Origin of the sequence: Catenulispora rubra (assembly GCF_015356825.1) — a bacterium.
GTDB lineage: Bacteria > Actinomycetota > Actinomycetes > Streptomycetales > Catenulisporaceae > Catenulispora > Catenulispora rubra.
This window is the reverse complement of record NZ_JAACYW010000152.1, coordinates 1-17,609: the sequence shown is the minus strand read 5'-3', so window position 1 is coordinate 17,609 and position 17,609 is coordinate 1. Positions and strand designations below refer to the sequence as shown.

Genomic DNA, 17,609 nt, shown 5'->3' with positions numbered 1-17,609 from the left:
GCCCGAGACACCAAGGAGAAGAAGCAATGCCCCAGCCGAAGAAGGGCGCCCGCCTCGGCGGCTCCCCGGCCCACCAGAAGCTGATCCTGGCGAACCTCGCCAAGTCGCTGTTCGAGCACGACAAGATCACCACCACCGAGGCCAAGGCGCGCCTGCTGCGCCCCTACGCCGAGCGGCTGATCACCAAGGCCAAGAAGGGCGACCTGCACAACCGTCGCCAGGTCCTGGCCGTGCTGCGCGACAAGGACATCGTCTTCCGCCTGTTCGACGAGATCGCGCCGAACTACGAGAACCGCCCCGGCGGCTACACCCGCATCATCAAGGCCGGCAACCGCAAGGGCGACAACGCCCCCATGGCCGTGATCGAGCTGGTCGAGGCCCTGACCGTGCAGCAGACCGCGGTCCGCGAGGCCGAGGCCGCCACCAAGCGCGCGAGCAAGAAGACCGCCGCCCCGGCGCCGGCCCCGGCCGCCGCCGAGGTCGTCGAGGAGGCTCCGGCCGCTGAGGCCGAGGCCGAGGCTGTCGAGGCCACCGAGGCTGAGGCCGCTGAGAAGGAGTAAGTCCTTCTGGTGTTCGCAGAGCCCGCCGTCTCTTCGGAGGCGGCGGGCTTTCGCGTGGGCGGAGTCAGTTCCTGGACGCGCGATCCGGCCGGACCGGTATTAGCCGCCGACTCAGACTGACAACCCCCTGCGCCACAATGGACCGATGAGCACCGAGCCCGCCCCCGGCCACGTCCGCGTCCGCCTCGACCTGGCCTACGACGGCACCGCCTTCTCCGGGTGGGCCGTCCAGCCCAAGCGGCGGACGGTGTGCGGGGAGCTGACCGGGGCGGTGTCGACGGTGCTGCGGCAGGACGTGACGCTGGTGGTCGCCGGTCGCACCGACGCCGGGGTGCACGCCAGCGGGCAGGTCGCGCATCTGGACGTCCCCGCCGAGCTCTGGGCCGAGCACGAGGAGCGCCTCCTGCGCCGCCTGGCGGCCTTCCTGCCGGGCGACGTGCGGGTCTGGTCGGCGGTGGTCGCGCCGGCCGGCTTCGACGCCCGCTTCGCGGCCATGGGCCGCCGCTACGCCTACCGCGTCACCGACGCTCCCTACGGCCCGCACCCCTTGCGACGCAACGACGTCACGTGGCACCCGCGCGCGCTGGATCCCGCGCTCATGAACGCGGCCGCGGCCGCGCTGCTCGGCGAGCACGACTTCGCCGCCTTCTGCAAGAAGCGCGAGGGCGCCACGACCATCCGCTGCCTCACGCGCCTGGAGTGGACGCGCGAGGCGCCGACCTCGCTGACTCCCACAGGCCTGCTGGTCGCCGACGTCCGCGCCGACGCCTTCTGCCACTCCATGGTCCGCAGCCTGGTCGGCGCGCTGCTGGCGGTGGGGGAGGGGCGCCGGCCGGTCGGCGACCCGGAACGCATCCTCGCCGAGGTGGTGCGCTCGCCCGAGGTGAAGGTGGCGCCGCCGCAGGGGCTGACGCTGGAGGAGGTCGTCTATCCCGCCGACTCCGAGCTCGCCGGACAGCAGCTGAAGACGCGGCGGATGAGGGTGCTGGGGGCCGACTGAGCCCGAGGCCGGACTACGCCAAAGCGGCCGAAGCCCCGGAAACCGCTGGAGCCACCGGAGCAGGCCGCGCGTTCCGCAGCCGAATCCCGCTGAACCCCAGCGTCGTAGTGATCACCTGGTCCCAGAACGGCAGCAACGTCGGCAGCACCCTGAGCTGGATGTCCGCCTCCTCATAGAGCTCGAACAGGTCTCCCACCCGCTCGGCCGGCCCAAGAGGGCGCACCTCCTGCTCAGCCACGTGCGCATTGGGTGGGCTGCCGAAGGAGCGGAAGTCTCGCGCGTCAAGGCGATACGCGTAAAGCTCCGCCGTCCGCATCCGCTCCAGCCAGCCGTACTCCACAGCGTGCACACGCAGCCCACCGCCTGGCCCGATGATGCGTTCCCGGTCCTCCTCCGTAGTCTCGGGCGTCACCCACGCCATCGCGCGCGGACACTGCCGAGGGAACCAGTAGTCGGGTGCGCGGTCATAGTCGACGGCCCATACGTACGCCCCCGGCTGTTGAGCCGTAGCGGCGACATGCGGTACGAAGTGGGTGATCGTCGGGTCTTCCGAGAAGTGTAGGACTTGCCCAGGTTCCGGTCGCATCCGTCCGTTCTACCGCAACGCCGTCAGGACCGCGCTAATACGTTCTCGTATATCCGGGTCCCCTATAGCGATGCGCACGCATGCGTCCTCCACAATCGCCGCACCGGTGTACTCCAACACCAACCGCAGCGTCGCCGCCGCACCCTCGCCGCGCCCCGGATTCGCCGCGTTGATCCATCCTGTCGGCTTGTCGCAGATCTCCGTCCCACCGACGGTCCAATCCAGCAAGTTCTTGAACGATCCCGGCAACGTCCCCGCATACTCCGGCGTACAGACGAGCACCGCATCCGCGTCCGCTATAGCGCTGCGCAGCTCCGTGACGGCCTCAGGAAGCGGATCCGTGTCCAGATCCGGGTTGAAGTGGGGAAGCCCTCCCAGGCCCTCGTAGAAGACCGCGCTGTCCGTGTTCCCGGCGTTCCCAGCGTTCCCGGCCTCCCCGGCGTCCCCCACGACCTCCTGCACCAGCCGTAGCATGGCCTCGTTCGAGGATCCCTTGCGCACCGAACCGCAAAGCAACAACACCTGAACCATGCGCCCGACGCTATAACCACTCGCGCGACTAAGAAGCCCTGAGCGAGACTGCCACCTATGGGCCATATCGACGTCAACAGCCTCCAGTACCACCTCCCGGACGGCCGCGTCCTCCTCGACGATGTCTCCTTCCGGATCGGTGACGGCGACAAGGCGGCCCTGGTCGGCGCGAACGGCGCCGGCAAGACCACCCTGCTGCGCCTCATCGCCGGCGACATCGAGCCGACCGGCGGTGCCGTCGTGCGCTCCGGAGGCCTCGGCGTGATGCGGCAGTTCGTCGACCGCAAGCCGCAGGAGGGCGAAGAGCCCCCGACGGTCCGCACCCTCCTGTTGTCCGTCGCACAGCCCGCGCTCCAGAAAGCCGCTATAGAGCTGGAGACCGCAGAGCTGGCGATGATGGAGGACGACTCCGAGCCCACGCAGATGCGCTACGCACAGGCGCTCGTCGACTGGGGCGACGCAGGCGGCTATGAGGCGGAAACGCTGTGGGACACCTGTTGCACCATCGCTATAGGCGTCCCCTATATCCAGGCGCAGTTCCGCCTCGCCTCCACCCTCTCTGGAGGAGAACAGAAACGCCTCGTCCTGGAATCCCTTCTGCGCGGCCCCGATCAGGTCCTCCTGCTCGACGAGCCGGACAACTTCCTGGACGTCCCTGGCAAGCGCTGGCTGGAAGAGGCCATCAACGAGACCGCCAAGACGGTCCTGTTCGTCACCCACGACCGGGAACTGCTGGCCGGCACCGCCAAGAAGATCGTCACTGTGGAGGTCGGCTCCGGCGGCGGCATCGGCGGCTCCGTCTGGATCCACGGCGCCGGCTTCGCGAACTACCACGAGGCCCGCAAGGCCCGCTTCGACCGTTTCGAAGAGCTCCTGCGCCGCTGGGAAGAGGAGCACCGCCGCCTCAAGAACCTCGTCGTGGAACTCCGGCAACAGGCGAAGTTCAGTGAAGCGATGGCCGCTAAGTATCGCGCCATGTGTACGCGTCTGGAGAAGTTCGAGGCGGCCGGTCCGCCTCCGGCGCCGCCGCGCGAGCAACAGGTGAAGATGCGCCTTAAGGGCGGCCGTACCGGAGTCCGCGCCTTTGAGTGCGTAGACCTTGAGCTCGCCGGCCTCATGAAGCCGTTCTCTACAGAAGTCTTCTATGGGGAACGCGTAGCGGTTCTCGGAGGGAACGGCTCAGGGAAGTCCCACTTCCTCCGCCTTCTGGCCGGCGAGGAGATCAACCACACCGGCACCTTCAAGCTCGGCGCGCGGGTCGTCCCCGGTCACTTCCGTCAGACGCACCGCCAGCCGGCTCTGGAAAAGAAGACGCTGCTGGAGATCCTCTGGGAGGAGTTCTCCTTCCAGAGAGACAACGCTTCCCCGACGCTCGCGCGCTATGCGTTGAACGAGCAGGCGGAACAACGCTTCGGGAACCTCTCCGGCGGCCAACAGGCCCGGTTCCAGATCCTGCGTCTGGAACTGACCGGCTCCACGATGCTTCTGCTGGACGAGCCGACCGACAACCTGGACCTGATGTCGGCCGACGCCCTCGAGGCCGGCCTGGAGGCGTACCAGGGAACCGTGATCGCCGTCACGCACGATCGCTGGTTCGCCCGCGGCTTCGACCGCTACCTGGTCTTCGGCTCCGACGGCCGGGTCTACGAGGCGTCCGAACCGGTCTGGGACGAGCGGCGGCCGGACCGCAGGCCGGTCAAGTCCGGTGCGAAGTCATGAGCACCTCCGGCCATCGGGTAAAGTAGTCCTTTGGTGCGTCCCATCCGCGCCCATACGAGACCGAGTCCTTGGCGTTGCATCCGGGGAAACGGAGAGAGTAGGGCGAGGCCACACGCGCCTTTAGGCATGCCTTGTACTCACGACGACGGCGTGCTTCTTCATCGCGTAAACGTCTACGACACACGCCAGGAGCATTTCCGTGCGTACGTTCAGCCCCAAGCCCAGTGACGTGCAGCGTCAGTGGCACGTCATCGACGCCCGTGACATCGTTCTCGGCCGTCTCGCCTCGCAGACCGCGCAGCTGCTGCGCGGGAAGCACAAGGCGATCTTCGCCCCGCACGTCGACACCGGCGACTTCGTCATCATCATCAACGCCGAGAAGGTGCACCTGTCCGGCAACAAGCGCGAGGACAAGCTCGCGTACCGGCACTCCGGTTACCCGGGCGGTCTGCGCTCCATCAAGTACGGCGACCTGATCGACAAGGACCCGCGCAAGGCCATCGAGAAGGCCGTCCGCGGCATGCTGCCGAAGAACTCGCTCGGCCGCCAGCAGCTGTCCAAGCTGAAGGTGTACCGCGGCGAGGAGCACCCGCACGCCGCGCAGAAGCCGGAGCCGTTCGTCATCAACCAGGTCGCGCAGTAGTCCCGGCCACTACCACTCTTCTTAGTTTTCCCAGAAAGGAACTGTGGCTGTGACCGAGGTCGACACCACCACCGAGATCGTTGACGAGTTCGCCGGCGACGGCGCCGCCGAGGAGGAGCTCACCGAGTACACCTCGGAGACCCCCGCGGCCGCCGCCGCCCCGGTCGTGCGCCGCACGGCCAGCACCTCCGGCCAGGGCCTGGGCCGCCGCAAGGAGGCCATCGCCCGCGTCCGCATCGTCCCGGGCACCGGCCTGTGGAAGATCAACGGCCGCACTCTGGACGGCTACTTCCCGAACAAGGTCCACCAGCAGCTGGTGAACGACCCGTTCAAGGTCCTGGAGCTGGACGGCGCCTACGACGTCGTCGCCCGCATCGACGGCGGCGGCATCTCCGGCCAGGCCGGCGCGCTGCGCCTGGGCGTGGCCCGCGCGCTGAACGCGGCGGACCTGGAGAACAACCGGGCGACGCTGAAGAAGGCCGGCTTCCTGACTCGGGACCCCCGTGCCACCGAGCGCAAGAAGGCCGGTCTGAAGAAGGCCCGTAAGGCCCCGCAGTACAGCAAGCGCTAAACCGCCGTCTGTCCGCGGGGGACTGCGGGCGCCACGGTGTCTACGAACGCCCCGGGAGCATCCGCTTTCCGGGGCGTTCGTACGATGTTTTCCCGGGAATACCGTCCCCTAGGGTTCCACCCTCCTGCCCTCTCTAGGAGCGCGCGCATATGACCAGGCTTTTCGGCACCGACGGCGTTCGCGGCATGGCCAACCGGGATCTGACAGCGGAACTGGCGTTGGACCTTTCAGTGGCCGCCGCGCACGTCCTCGGCGAAGTGGGGGCCTTCGAGGGCCACCGCCCCAAAGCGGTGGTCGGCCGCGACCCCCGCGCCTCGGGGGAGTTCCTGGAGGGCGCGGTCGTCGCCGGGCTCGCCTCGGCCGGCGTGGACGTCCTGCGCCTGGGCGTCCTGCCCACCCCCGCGGTCGCCTACCTGACCGAGATCCTGGGCGCCGACCTCGGCGTGGTCCTGTCGGCCTCGCATAACCCGGCCCCGGACAACGGCATCAAGTTCCTCGCCCGCGGCGGCGTGAAGCTCGACGACGTCCTCGAGGACGCCATCGAAGCCCGCATGAACGAGCAGTGGTCCCGGCCGGTGGGTGCGGCCGTGGGCCGCGTCGCGGACTACCCCCAGGGCGGCGAGCGCTACATCGAGCACCTCCTGGACACCCTCCCCAACCGCCTCGACGGCCTGAAGGTCGTCGTCGACGAGGCCAACGGCGCCGCCTTCCACGTCTCCCCGGAGGCCCTGCGCCGCGCCGGCGCCGAGGTGATCGCCACCCACGTCGAGCCCGACGGCCTGAACATCAACGAGGACTGCGGCTCCACGCACCTGGACAAGCTCAAGGCCGCGGTCATCGAGCACGGCGCGCACGCCGGCATCGCCCACGACGGCGATGCCGACCGCTGCCTGGCCGTGGACGCCGCGGGCGAGGAGGTGGACGGCGACCAGATCCTCGCGGTCCTCGCACTGTCCCTGCGCGACCGGGGCAAGCTCACCGGCGACACCGTGGTCGGCACCGTGATGGCCAACTTCGGCTTCAAGCAGGCCATGCAGCGCGAAGGCCTGAACTTCATCGAGACCGCCGTCGGCGACCGCTACGTCCTGGAGGCCATGCGCAACGGCGGCTACGTCCTCGGCGGCGAGCAGTCCGGCCACCTCATCCTCACCGAGCACGCCACCACCGGCGACGGCACCCTGACCGCCCTGCACCTGCTGGCCCGCGTGGCGGAAACCGGCCGCACCCTGGCCGACCTGGCGGGCGTGATGCACAAGCTGCCGCAGGTGATGATCAACGTGAAGAACGTCGACAAGTCCCGCGCCGCCACCAGCGCCGAACTGGCCCAGGCGGTCAAGGAGGCCGAGGCGGAACTGGCCGAGACCGGCCGCGTCCTGCTGCGCCCCAGCGGCACCGAGCCGCTGGTGCGGGTCATGGTCGAGGCCGAGGACGCGGAGCAGGCGCGGCGGCTGGCGGCGCACCTGGCGGATGTGGTGAAGACGGCGCTGGGCTGAGGCTGGAAGGGTGCGGCGCGTCCCTGGACGCGCCGCAGCTCGCCTGAGTCGCACGAACGTGTCAGCGGCGCGCGCTATACGTATGTTCGGGGGCGAATATCCCTAACAAAAAGCCCCGCCTCACACCATCTGCTTCGGCTGCCCCGTAGTCTCCAGCACGTTCATCCACAACTGCCCGTGCGGATCCACCACATTCCGGCTCGCGGTGGCCAGCTCGATCGGCAGATGCACCATCCGCCCGCTCCACTGCCCGACCACCATCGACGTGAACCCGGCCATCCCCGCGTGCGTGGCCGCCTGCGCAAGCCGCGTGCAGTACACCGCGTCGAAGGCGTTCGCGGGGACCGACCGGATCTCGTAGCCGGGGTCCACGTAGCGCACCGACAGCGGCTCGTCGCCGAAGGACTCGATGATCCGCTTCTTCAGCAGCGCCCCGATGTCGTTCAGTTTCGCGTTGCCGGAGGCGTCGGTCTGGTCCGAGGCGGGGAAGTGCTCCTGGCCCGCGCCCTCGGCGACCACGACCACCGCGTGCCCCTGCTGCTCGACCTTCTTCTTCAGCCGGGACAGGAAGACGTCCACGTCGAACGGGACCTCGGGGATCAGCGTGAAGTCCACGGCGTGGCTGGCCAGCGTCGAGTAGCACGCGATGAAGCCGCTGTGCCGCCCCATCAGCTTCACCAGGCCGACGCCGTTCTCCGTCGAGGAGGCCTCTATGTGCGCCGCACGGATGGACTTCGAGGCCTGCTCGAACGCGGTGTGGAAGCCGAAGGACCGGTCGATCCAGGGGATGTCGTTGTCGATGGTCTTCGGGATCCCGACCACGGCGATGCGCTCGCCCCGGGCGCGCGCCTCGTCGGCGAGCTTCTCCGCGCCGCGCAGCGTGCCGTCGCCGCCGATGACGAACAGGATGTTGACGCCGAGCCGCACCATTGTGTCCACCGCGACCACCGGGTCCTGGTTGCCGCGCGAGGTGCCCAGGATCGTGCCGCCGCGGTTCTGGATGTCGGCGACCGCCTGCTCGGTGAGCACCATCGGCTCCGAGCCGTCGGTGAGGCCCTTGAAGCCGTTGCGGAAGCCCAGGACGCGCTTGACGCCGTAGGCCCGCCCCAGGTGCAGTACCAGGCCGCGGATCACGTTGTTCAGCCCCGGGCACAGCCCGCCGCAGGTGACGATCGCGGCGGTGACCTCGGAGGGCTCGAAGAACAGCTTCCGGCGCGGTCCGCCGGGGTTGAAGGCCGGCAGCCCGGCCACGTCCACGTCGCGCTTCCTCGCTATGCCCTGGACCACGTCGAGCAGGACCCGGTCGGTCTCGGTGACGTAGTGCCACGTCTCCTCGCGCTCGCCGAGCAGGTCGGCCAGCGGCGTGTCGACCGTGCGCTCACCCAGGCGCGTGATGGCCAGATCATCGGAGGTGATGGTGAGAAGATCGGCCGTGTTCATGGTTTCACGCTAACAAGATTCACTGGATTCGCCGCGGCCGGTCCACCATCCGGCCCGGGATGTGAGCCACGCCCCGCGGTCGCCCGCAGGAGTAGACGTCAGCGCCCGGGACTACTCCCGGCGGGCTACGCCGTCATCCTTGCGGGCTACGGGTAACGGCGACTTCAAGCTGAAGCGCCCGGCCCCCCTTCCTCTCTACCTTGGAACCATGACCACAGCCACGAGATCGACGGCCAGCCCGGCCGTCCCGGCAGCCTCCGCCGCCGTGATCGAGGCGTCCGGCCTCACCAAGCGCTACAACGGCGCGGCCCGGGGGGCGGTGACGGCGCTGGACGGGCTGACGCTGTCCGTCCCGGCCGGCGTCATCGGCCTGGTCGGGGCGAACGGGGCGGGCAAGTCGACGCTGATCAAGATCCTCCTGGGCCTGCTGCACCCGTCCTCCGGCACCGCCGCGGTGCTCGGCTACGACGTGGTCGACCAGGCCGAGCGCATCAGGACCCTGGTCGGCTACATGCCCGAGCACGACTGCCTGCCCCCGGACGTGACCGCCACCGAGTTCGTGACGCACATGGGCCGCATGGGCGGCCTGCCGCCGACCGCGGCCAAGGAGCGCGCCGCCGAGTCGCTGCGCCACGTGGGCCTGCACGAGGAGCGCTACCGCCTGATCGGCACCTACTCCACGGGCATGAAGCAGCGCGTGAAGCTGGCCCAGGCCCTGGTCGGCGACCCGCGCCTGCTCCTGCTGGACGAGCCCACCAACGGCCTGGACCCGGCCGGCCGCGAGGCGATGCTGGACCTGATCGAGCGCATCGGCGCCGAGTTCGGCATCTCCATCCTGGTCGCCTCGCACCTGCTCGGCGAGATCGAGCAGATCTGCGACTCGCTGGTCGCGATCGAGTCCGGCAAGCTCCTGCGCGCCGCCTCCATGTCGGCCTTCACCAAGGCCAGCGCGGTCCTGGCGGTCGAGGTCGACGAGGGCGCGGCCCGCCTGGCCGCGGCGCTGAAGAGCGCCGGCCTCGCGCCACGCCGCGACGGCCGCGCCCTCCTGGTCCGCCTCGGCGGCACCGAGGAGGAGTCGGACCAGGTCTACGACGCCATCCGCGACGCGGTGGCCGACCTCGGGCTGCCGCTGAACCGGCTGGAGCGGCGCCGGCACCGGGTCGAGGAGCTGTTCGCGGACGAGGACTTCGACGATCTCGACGATCTGGACGTTCTGGACGACCTCGACGACGCGGACGCCGACATTGAGAGCGCCGCCGATCTCACCGCCACCAGCGCCGCAACCTCGCCACCAGTGGCCGCCGAGCCCGATTCCGCCGCCGCCGCGACCACCGCAGACTCCGCCGCCACCAGCGCCGCATCCCGCGAGCCTGCCGCAGCTGCACCGTCAGCGTCTCTAGCGCCGGCCGCGCCAGCCGCGCCAGCTGTCAGCGCCCCCGCCGCCGAAGCCCCCGCCCGAGCCGAAGCTGAAGCCCGAGCCGAAGCAGAAGCTCAAGCCGAAGCTGAAGCCCGAGCCGAAGCCCAAGCCGAAGCCGCCGAGAGCGAGACCGACCATGAGTAGCGACACCGCCACCGCCGGTTCACCCTCCGGCGCCGGCTCACCCTCCGGCGTCATCCACGACATCGGCTACCGCACCTACACCGGCGACCGCATCGGCCGCCTGGGCATCGTCCGCGCCCTGTACTGGCACAGCCTCCGCTCCGCCTGGGGCCTGGGCCGCGGCCCGCGCGCGAAGATCGTCCCCTTCCTGGCCCTGGCCATCATGTGCCTGCCGGCCATCGCGAACGCCTTCGCGGTCTCCCGCACCGGCGTCCACGCCATCGCCTACGACGAGTACATGTACAGCTTCCAGCTCGTCCTGGTCCTGTACCTGGCGGCGGTGACCCCGGAGCTGATCTCCCGCGACATCCGCAACCGCACCCTGCCGCTGTACTTCTCCCGGCCGCTGCGCCGCACCGACTACCCGATCGCCAAGATCAGCGCCCTGATCACCGCGATGCTGGTCCTCACCGCGGTCCCCGAGATCCTGCTCTACGTCGGCACCATCGGCTCGCTGCACGGCGGCTCCGCCGTCTGGCGCGAGACCCGCGCCTTCATCCCCGGCCTGGAGCTGGCCCTGCTGTACTCGGTCGTGTTCAGCGTCCTGGCCGCGGTCCTGTCCTGCTACACCGGCCGCCGCGCCTTCGCCACCGGCGCCGTCGCGGTGTTCTTCTTCGGCACCTACGTCATCTCCTCGGCGATGGTGCGGCTGACCGGCTACCGCCCGCACTACGTGCACGACGCCACCACGGACGGCGGCGGCTACTTCGTGAAGCCGACCTCGCCGGGCAGCGGCCCGAAGATCTCCGGGCTGCTCAACCCCGCGAACCTGCTGGAAGGCCTCAAGGACTGGGTGGTGGGCCGCGCTCCGAAGAACTCCGACGTGCCCTACCCGGGCGGTTTCGGAATCGTGTACCTGGCCGTGGTCGTGGTGCTGTGCGCGCTGGCCGTCCTCCTCCTGATTCGCCGCTACCAGAAGGCGAGCCTGCTGTGACCATCGACGAGATCCCCGGGCAGCGCGACGCCGCCGCCCCGGTCCCGACCGCGGCCCGCCCCGGCGGCCCGGCCGAGATCGTGCTGGACAACGTGACCCACTGGTACGGCAACGTGGTCGCGGTCAACGACATCACGATGACCATCGGCCCCGGCGTCACCGGCCTGCTCGGCCCGAACGGCGCCGGCAAGTCCACGCTGCTGCACCTGGTCTCCGGCTTCCTGTCGCCCTCGCGCGGCACGGTCACCGTGGCCGGGCAGACCGCCTGGCACAACCCCGGCATCTACAAGGTGATCGGCCTGGTGCCCGAGCGCGACTCGGTCTACGCCTTCCTGACCGGCCGGCAGTTCGTCACCGCGACCGCCAAGCTGCACAAGCTGCGCGACGTCGAGGCCGCCACGGCCCGCGCCCTGCACATGGTCGAGATGGACACCGAGGCCGCCGACCGCCGCATCGAGACCTACTCCAAGGGCATGCGGCAGCGCATCAAGGTGGCCGCCGCGCTGGTGCACGAGCCGGGCGTGCTGCTGCTGGACGAGCCGTTCAACGGCATGGACCCGCGCCAGCGCATGCACATGATGGACCTGCTGCACCGCCTGGGTGATGCCGGCCACACCATCGCGTTCTCCTCGCACATCCTGGAGGAGGTCGAGCGGCTGTCCGGCACGGTCCAGGTGATCGTGGCCGGCCGGCTGGCCGCCTCCGGCGACTACCGCACCATCCGCCGGCTGATGACCAGCCGTCCGCACGTGTTCCAGGTCGCCTCCAGCGACGACCGGAGCCTGGCCGCGGCGCTGATCGGCCGGCCCTCGGTCAACGGCGTGGAGCTGAACCCCGCCGGGGGCCTGGAGGTGCGGGCCGGGGACTACGGCGCGTTCAGCCGGGAGCTGGCGGCGGTGGCCCGCGAGCACGGCGTGCGGCTGCGCACGGTGCTGCCCGCCGACGAGTCGCTGGAGTCCGTGTTCACCTATCTGGTGGCGTCGTAAGGAGCTGGCACAGATGTCAACCGTCTTCAACCCCACGATCGCCGCCATCACGCTGCGCGGCCTGCTGGGCCGGCGCCGCTCGCTGCTGATCGCGCTGCCCCCGGCGCTGCTGCTGGCCCTGACCATCGGGCTGCGCGCCGCCACCAACATCAACAGCTCGCACGACTTCGCCTGGCCCGGGGTGGTCCTCGGGCAGATCGGGCTGGTCACGCTGCTGCCGCTGACCGCGATGATCATCGGCACCTCGGTGCTGGGCACCGAGGTCGACGACGCCTCGATCCTGCACCTGCTGGCCACCCCGGTCAGCCGGTCCACGGTGATGTTCACCAAGTGGATCGTGGCCTCCGGGGCGACCCTGGTGTTCGCCGTGGTGCCGATCGCCGCAGCCGCCTTTATCGGGACGTCGAGCTACGTCGACAACCCCGGCCCGCTGGACATGACCTTCACGCCGATCAAGGGCGACACCACCGAGGCGATCGGCGTGATCGTCGCCGCCGCGGTCGGGGCCGTCGTCTACAGCGCGTTCTTCCTGTTCCTGTCGGTGGTGACCAAGCGCTCGGTGGCCGTCACCCTGATCTACATCTTGGTCTGGGAGAACCTGCTCACCCGCTTCGTCAGCGGCCTGCGCCTGCTGTCCATCGGGCAGTACGAACTGGGCCTGGCCGACCAGATCGGGCACCTGCCGAACCTCAGCGCGAACCTGTCGTTGAGCACCTCGGTGATCATGTCCTTGGTGTTCGTCGTCGTGGCCCTGGGCTACGGCACGCGCCGGCTCCAGTCGTTCCGGGTCTCCGGAGACGCGGCGTGATGACCGGGACTGTAAAGGGTTCTGCAAGGTTCTGAGCGGCCGCATCGCAGAACGTTCATCCGGGAATAGGCTCCGCGCATGGAAAGCGTGCGTCGCGAGCCTGTTCCCGCTTTACGCGGCCTCGTGCACCACTACCACGGCTTCAATTTCCCCGACATCGCCGACTGTGCGCGCCTGGAGATCCCCTCCGGCGCGGCCACGCTCGTCATCGCCTTCGCCGAACCGATTCGGATCGCCCTGGCCTCCGACGGGGAATCCGAGATCTACCGCCGAGCCTCCTTCCTGTCCGCCGGCCGCGCGGTGGCGGCGATCGGCCGGCACCGCGGACACATCTCCGGCATCGAGGTGACCCTCAGCCACACCGGCGCGCACCACATCCTCGGCCTGCGCATGGCCGAGCTGGCCGACGGCTTCCCGACCCTCGGCGAAATACTGCGCCGCGAGGGCGAGCTGCTCGTGGAGCAGCTGGCCGGGCTGCCGACCTGGCAAGCGCGTTTCGCCCGGCTCGACGCCTACCTGACCCGGCGCGCGGCCGACTCCCGGGTCCTGCCGGCCTGGCAGGTGACGCGCGCGACCCGGCTCGTGGCCGCCGGCTGGCCGCTGCGCGAGATCCAGCGCGACGTCGGCTGGGGCGATCGCCACCTGCGCTCGCGGTTCCTGGAGCAGGTCGGGATGTCGCCGAAGGCGATGGCGCGAGTGCTGCGCTTACAGACCGCGCTGCGCGCGCACCTGGACGGCCGCAGCTGGTCGCAGGCCGCGGCGCTGGCCCGCTACCACGACCAGGCGCACCTCGGGCACGACGTCAAAGCCATCACCGGGCTGACGCCGGGGCGGTTGGCGGAGCTGCGGCGCGGCGCCCCACCCGGCTCCGCGCTCGACCGGCTCCCCGGACGGGTGACCAGCGTGCTGCTGGGCTGACGGCCGACCCGGCCGCCGCCGCTTTCGCGCCAGCCGTGTGGCCGTGCGGCCGTGCCCGCCCCCGGCCGGCACCCCGCGACCGTCCGAAGCACGCTGAACCGAACCGAACCCGTCGGGCAAGCCCCCTCCGACTCTTCCCACCGCCCCGGCGGCCCACGTCCCGGCGATACCGAGACCGCCCAGCCCCCGGCCGGCCCCGCTACCGTCCCCCCGCTCCGGGAGGGCCGGGCGTGATCGTCAGAATGGCCTCCGGCCTCGCACCCTGTCTTGTAGAAAGCGGAGAACTCCAGCTCACCGGTTCCAACCGATCGGCCCGGCCCGGCATCGAGCGGTACTGAGAGCCGGGAGCGCGGGCCGGAATGCGACTTCGACCCGCGCTTCCTTCATACGGCCCGGTCCGGCCGGTGTGCCAGCTCAGGCGCTCAGGGCTTGCGCAGCCGCACCCGCTCCACCCGGTGGTCAGCGCCCTTACGCAGCACCAGCCGCGCCCGCCCCCGCGTCGGCAGGATGTTGTCCATCAGGTTCCGCTCGTTGATCGACGTCCAGATCTCCAGCGCCAGCCCGCGCGCCGCCTCGTCGGACAGCGAGGCGAACTTGTGGAAGTAGGACTGCGGATCGCTGAACGCCGTCGAGCGCAGCGCCAGGAACCGGTCGGTGTACCAGCGCTTCAGGTCCGAGCGCCGGGCGTCGAGGTAGATGGAGAAGTCCAGGAAGTCCGAGACCGCCAGCGACGTCCGGCCGTCGGCGCGGGTGCGCGCCGGCTGCAGCAGGTTCAGGCCCTCCACGAGCAGGATGTCCGGCCGCTTCACGTCGACGCACTCGTCCGCGACGATGTCGTAGACCAGGTGCGAGTACACCGGCGCCTGCACCGTCTCCTGGCCGGACTTCACCGCCGTCAGGAAGCGTAGGAACGCCCGCTGGTCGTAGGACTCCGGGAAGCCCTTGCGTCCCATCAGCCCGCGCCGCTCCAGCTCCGCGTTCGGATACAGGAAGCCGTCGGTGGTGATGAGGCCCACTTCCGGATGCTCCGGGCTGCGCGCCAACAGATCGCGCAGGGTGCGGGAGAACGTGGACTTGCCGACCGACACGGAGCCTGCGATGCCGATCACGAACGGCGGCGCGGTCTCCGGCGTCCACTGCCCCTGCCGGTCCCCGCCGCCGGTGCCGGAGGCGAACGCGGCGATGGTGCCGCGCAGCTCGGAGGTGGCTCGGACGTACATGCTCAGCAGCTGCGAAATCGGCAGGTAGACGTCGCGCACCTCGTCGATGTCGGTGACGTCGAGCAGACCGCGCAGCCGCTCGATCTCCGGCTCGGTCAACGGCAGCGGCGTCCGGTCCCGCAGGGCGGCCCACTCTTCGCGGCTGAACTCCAGGAAGGGATTGGGAGCTGGCGGCGCGGCACTGGTCACCCTGCCACCCTACCGACACCCTACCGACTGGTAGCAGTGCCCCGATTGGTCTGTACCAATCCAGGTCACCGGGCATACCACTATGCTCTGGACCCATGTGCGGAATCGTGGGTTACGTGGGCTCCCAGCAAGCCCTGGGCATCGTCATAGAGGGTCTGCGCCGGATGGAGTACCGGGGCTACGACTCGGCGGGCATCGCCGTGGTCGACCGGTCCGCGGGCGAAGCCCGTCTGGCCGGGGCCAAGAAGGCCGGCAAGCTGGCGAACCTGGAGAAGGAACTCGACGTCCGCCCCCTCCCGGCGTCGACGACCGGCCTGGGCCACACCCGCTGGGCCACCCACGGCGGCCCCACCGACGGCAACGCCCACCCGCACTTCAGCGCCCCCGGCGGCGCCTACACCGACACCACCGGCAAGGTGGCGGTCATCCACAACGGCATCATCGAGAACTTCGCCCGGCTCAAGGCCGAACTGGCCGGCCAGGATGTGACATTCCTCTCGGAGACCGACACCGAGGTGGTCGCGCACCTGCTGGCCCGCGACTTCGCCGAGGCCGGCGACGGCGACCTCGGCGCCGCGATGCGCCGCGTCGTGAACCGGCTGCAGGGCGCCTTCACGCTGGTCGCCGTGCACGCCGACGCCCCCGACGTGGTGGTCGGCGCGCGCCGCAACTCCCCGCTGGTGATCGGCGTCGGCGAGGGCGAGGCGTTCCTGGCCTCCGACGTCTCGGCGTTCATCGCGCACACCCGCGAGGCCATCGAGATGGGCCAGGACCAGGTCGCCGAGGTCTTCCGCGACGGCTCGGTGAAGATCACCACCTTCGACGGCGAGGTCGTGGAGGGCAAGCGGTTCCACGTGTCCTGGGACGCCTCGGCGGCGGAGAAGGGCGGCTACGACTGGTTCATGCAGAAGGAGATCGCCGAGCAGCCGCAGGCGGTCGCCGACACCCTGCTGGGCCGGGTCAACGGCGACGGCAAGCTCAAGCTGGACGAGATGCGGCTGTCCGAGGACGAGCTGCGCGCCGTCACCAAGATCGTCGTCGTCGCCTGCGGCACCGCCTACCACGCCGGCCTGATCGCCAAGTACGCCATCGAGCACTGGACCCGGGTCCCGGTCGAGGTCGAGCTGGCCAGCGAGTTCCGCTACCGCGACCCGATCCTGACCAGGGACACGCTGGTGATAGCGATCTCGCAGTCCGGCGAGACCATGGACACCCTGATGGCCATCCGGCACGCCCGCGAGCAGCACTCCCGCGTCCTGGCGATCTGCAACACCAACGGCTCGACCATCCCGCGCGAGTCCGACGCCGTGGTCTACACGCACGGCGGCCCGGAGATCGGCGTGGCCTCCACCAAGGCGTTCCTGACCCAGCTCACCGCCTGCTACCTGGTCGGCCTGTACCTGGCGCAGGTGCGCGGGGTGAAGTTCAACGACGAGGTGGAGGAGGTCCTGACGCAGCTGTCGGACTCCCCGGCCGCGATCGCCGAGACCCTGAACCGCATGGAGCCGATCCGCAAGCTGGCCCGCTCCATGGTCGGCGCCCGCACGGTGCTGTTCCTGGGCCGCCACGTCGGCTACCCGATGGCCCTGGAAGGCGCGCTGAAGCTGAAGGAGCTCGCCTACATCCACGCCGAGGGCTTCGCCGCCGGCGAGCTCAAGCACGGGCCGATCGCGCTGATCGAGCAGGACCTGCCGGTCGTGGTCGTGGTCCCCTCGCCGAAGCGGCCGCTGCTGCACGACAAGATCGTCTCCAACATCCAGGAGATCCGCGCCCGCGGCGCCAAGACCATCGTCATCGCCGAGGACGGCGACGACGTGGTGGCCCCCTACGCGGACTTCCTCTTCCACGTCCCGGAGCTGCCGATCCTGCTCCAGCCCCTGGTCGCCACCGTCCCGCTCCAGGTCTTCGCCGCCGAACTGGCGGACGCCCTGGGCTACGACGTCGACCAGCCGCGTAACCTGGCGAAGTCGGTCACTGTGGAGTAAGGACGCGCATGATCCTGGGTGTGGGCATCGACGTGGTGGACGTCGAACGGTTCGCGGCGTCGCTGTCCCGCACCCCGGCTCTGCGGGAGAAGCTGTTCACCCCCGGGGAGCGCGAGCGCGGCACGGCGTCCCTGGCAGCGAGGTTCGCGGCCAAGGAGGCGCTGGCCAAGGCGCTCGGCGCCCCCCGCGGCCTGCGCTGGCACGACGGCGAGGTGGTGACGCTGCCGGACGGCCGCCCGGAGCTGCGCGTGACCGGAACGATCGCGGCGCTGGCGGAGGAGCGGGGGATCCGGGCGTTTCACGTGTCGCTGTCGCACGACGCCGGGATTGCTTCGGCGGTGGTGATCGCGGAGGGGTGAGGCCGCTCGGCCGGAACTCCGCCGTCCGACTACCGCCCCAACTCCCGCCGCCCGCGCCGCCCCAGCT

The 17,609-nt window shown here is 70.1% G+C and carries 16 protein-coding genes and 1 pseudogene; 13 read left to right on the top strand and 4 right to left on the bottom strand.

Translation table 11 applies throughout. The annotated features are described in order from the left end of the window. The first annotated feature begins 26 nt into the window (after positions 1–26). Both rplQ and truA read left to right on the top strand, forming a co-directional pair. Positions 27–560 (top strand): 50S ribosomal protein L17, encoded by a 534-nt coding sequence (rplQ, locus tag GWK61_RS32710; RefSeq protein WP_194915554.1) that lies wholly within the window; start codon positions 27–29, stop codon positions 558–560. 145 nt (positions 561–705) lie between these two features. Then, positions 706–1,560 carry a tRNA pseudouridine(38-40) synthase TruA gene (gene truA, locus GWK61_RS32705; protein WP_194915553.1) on the top strand — a complete coding sequence of 285 codons (855 nt, stop codon included), beginning with the start codon at positions 706–708 and terminating at the stop codon, positions 1,558–1,560. Between the two features lie 13 nt (positions 1,561–1,573). Here truA and GWK61_RS32700 read toward each other — a convergent pair whose 3' ends face one another. Next, the gene (locus tag GWK61_RS32700) at positions 1,574–2,146 is read right to left on the bottom strand and encodes a DUF6886 family protein (RefSeq protein WP_194915552.1); all 573 of its coding nucleotides are present in this window, start codon (positions 2,144–2,146) and stop codon (positions 1,574–1,576) included. Between the two features lie 9 nt (positions 2,147–2,155). After that, entirely contained in the window at positions 2,156–2,677 is a 522-nt protein-coding gene (locus GWK61_RS32695) for an NADPH-dependent FMN reductase (protein ID WP_194915551.1), read from the bottom strand. A gap of 57 nt (positions 2,678–2,734) precedes the next feature. Between GWK61_RS32695 and GWK61_RS32690 the strand changes: the two genes are divergently transcribed. The 4 genes from GWK61_RS32690 to glmM all read left to right on the top strand — a co-directional run bounded on the left by GWK61_RS32690 (position 2,735) and on the right by glmM (position 7,103). After that, complete coding sequence (locus GWK61_RS32690; RefSeq protein WP_194915550.1) at positions 2,735–4,396, top strand: ABC-F family ATP-binding cassette domain-containing protein; 1,662 nt, start codon at positions 2,735–2,737, stop codon at positions 4,394–4,396. Positions 4,397–4,595: 199 nt separating this feature from the next. Next, positions 4,596–5,039, top strand: coding sequence for a 50S ribosomal protein L13 (gene rplM, locus GWK61_RS32685; protein ID WP_194915549.1), 444 nt, complete (start codon positions 4,596–4,598; stop codon positions 5,037–5,039). Between the two features lie 76 nt (positions 5,040–5,115). Next, a complete protein-coding gene (rpsI, locus tag GWK61_RS32680; protein ID WP_438939793.1) occupies positions 5,116–5,610 on the top strand; it encodes a 30S ribosomal protein S9 in 495 nt (164 codons plus the stop codon). A gap of 149 nt (positions 5,611–5,759) precedes the next feature. Further along, positions 5,760–7,103: a phosphoglucosamine mutase gene (glmM, locus tag GWK61_RS32675; protein WP_194915548.1), complete on the top strand. Its 1,344-nt coding sequence runs from the start codon at positions 5,760–5,762 to the stop codon at positions 7,101–7,103. Positions 7,104–7,223: 120 nt separating this feature from the next. Here the strand turns inward: glmM and GWK61_RS32670 are convergent, their stop codons facing one another. Beyond that, a complete protein-coding gene (locus GWK61_RS32670; RefSeq protein WP_194915547.1) occupies positions 7,224–8,543 on the bottom strand; it encodes an ATP-dependent 6-phosphofructokinase in 1,320 nt (439 codons plus the stop codon). Between the two features lie 208 nt (positions 8,544–8,751). On the opposite strand from GWK61_RS32670, the pseudogene GWK61_RS32665 reads away from it, so the two are divergent. The 5 genes and pseudogenes from GWK61_RS32665 to GWK61_RS32645 all read left to right on the top strand — a co-directional run. Beyond that, positions 8,752–9,729: pseudogene (locus tag GWK61_RS32665) on the top strand (ABC transporter ATP-binding protein); the annotation flags it as partial. Positions 9,730–10,096: 367 nt separating this feature from the next. Next, positions 10,097–11,077, top strand: coding sequence for an ABC transporter permease (locus GWK61_RS32660; protein WP_194915546.1), 981 nt, complete (start codon positions 10,097–10,099; stop codon positions 11,075–11,077). Beyond that, on the top strand, positions 11,074–12,063 hold the full coding sequence (locus GWK61_RS32655; protein ID WP_194915545.1) for an ABC transporter ATP-binding protein: 990 nt from the start codon (positions 11,074–11,076) through the stop codon (positions 12,061–12,063). The genes GWK61_RS32660 and GWK61_RS32655 overlap by 4 nt, the downstream gene beginning before the upstream one ends. A 13-nt stretch (positions 12,064–12,076) precedes the next feature. Continuing rightward, complete coding sequence (locus GWK61_RS32650; RefSeq protein ID WP_194915544.1) at positions 12,077–12,871, top strand: ABC transporter permease subunit; 795 nt, start codon at positions 12,077–12,079, stop codon at positions 12,869–12,871. Positions 12,872–12,949: 78 nt separating this feature from the next. Then, entirely contained in the window at positions 12,950–13,789 is an 840-nt protein-coding gene (locus tag GWK61_RS32645; RefSeq protein WP_194915543.1) for a helix-turn-helix domain-containing protein, read from the top strand. A gap of 422 nt (positions 13,790–14,211) precedes the next feature. Here GWK61_RS32645 and coaA read toward each other — a convergent pair whose 3' ends face one another. Continuing rightward, positions 14,212–15,198, bottom strand: a complete 987-nt coding sequence (gene coaA, locus GWK61_RS32640) for a type I pantothenate kinase (protein ID WP_194915542.1) — start codon at positions 15,196–15,198, stop codon at positions 14,212–14,214. 95 nt (positions 15,199–15,293) lie between these two features. Here coaA and glmS point away from each other — a divergent pair, with 95 nt between their 5' ends. Continuing rightward, positions 15,294–17,183, top strand: a complete 1,890-nt coding sequence (gene glmS, locus GWK61_RS32635; RefSeq protein WP_194915541.1) for a glutamine--fructose-6-phosphate transaminase (isomerizing) — start codon at positions 15,294–15,296, stop codon at positions 17,181–17,183. Between the two features lie 8 nt (positions 17,184–17,191). Next, positions 17,192–17,542 carry a holo-ACP synthase gene (locus tag GWK61_RS32630; RefSeq protein ID WP_194915540.1) on the top strand — a complete coding sequence of 117 codons (351 nt, stop codon included), beginning with the start codon at positions 17,192–17,194 and terminating at the stop codon, positions 17,540–17,542. Positions 17,543–17,609: the final 67 nt, after the last annotated feature.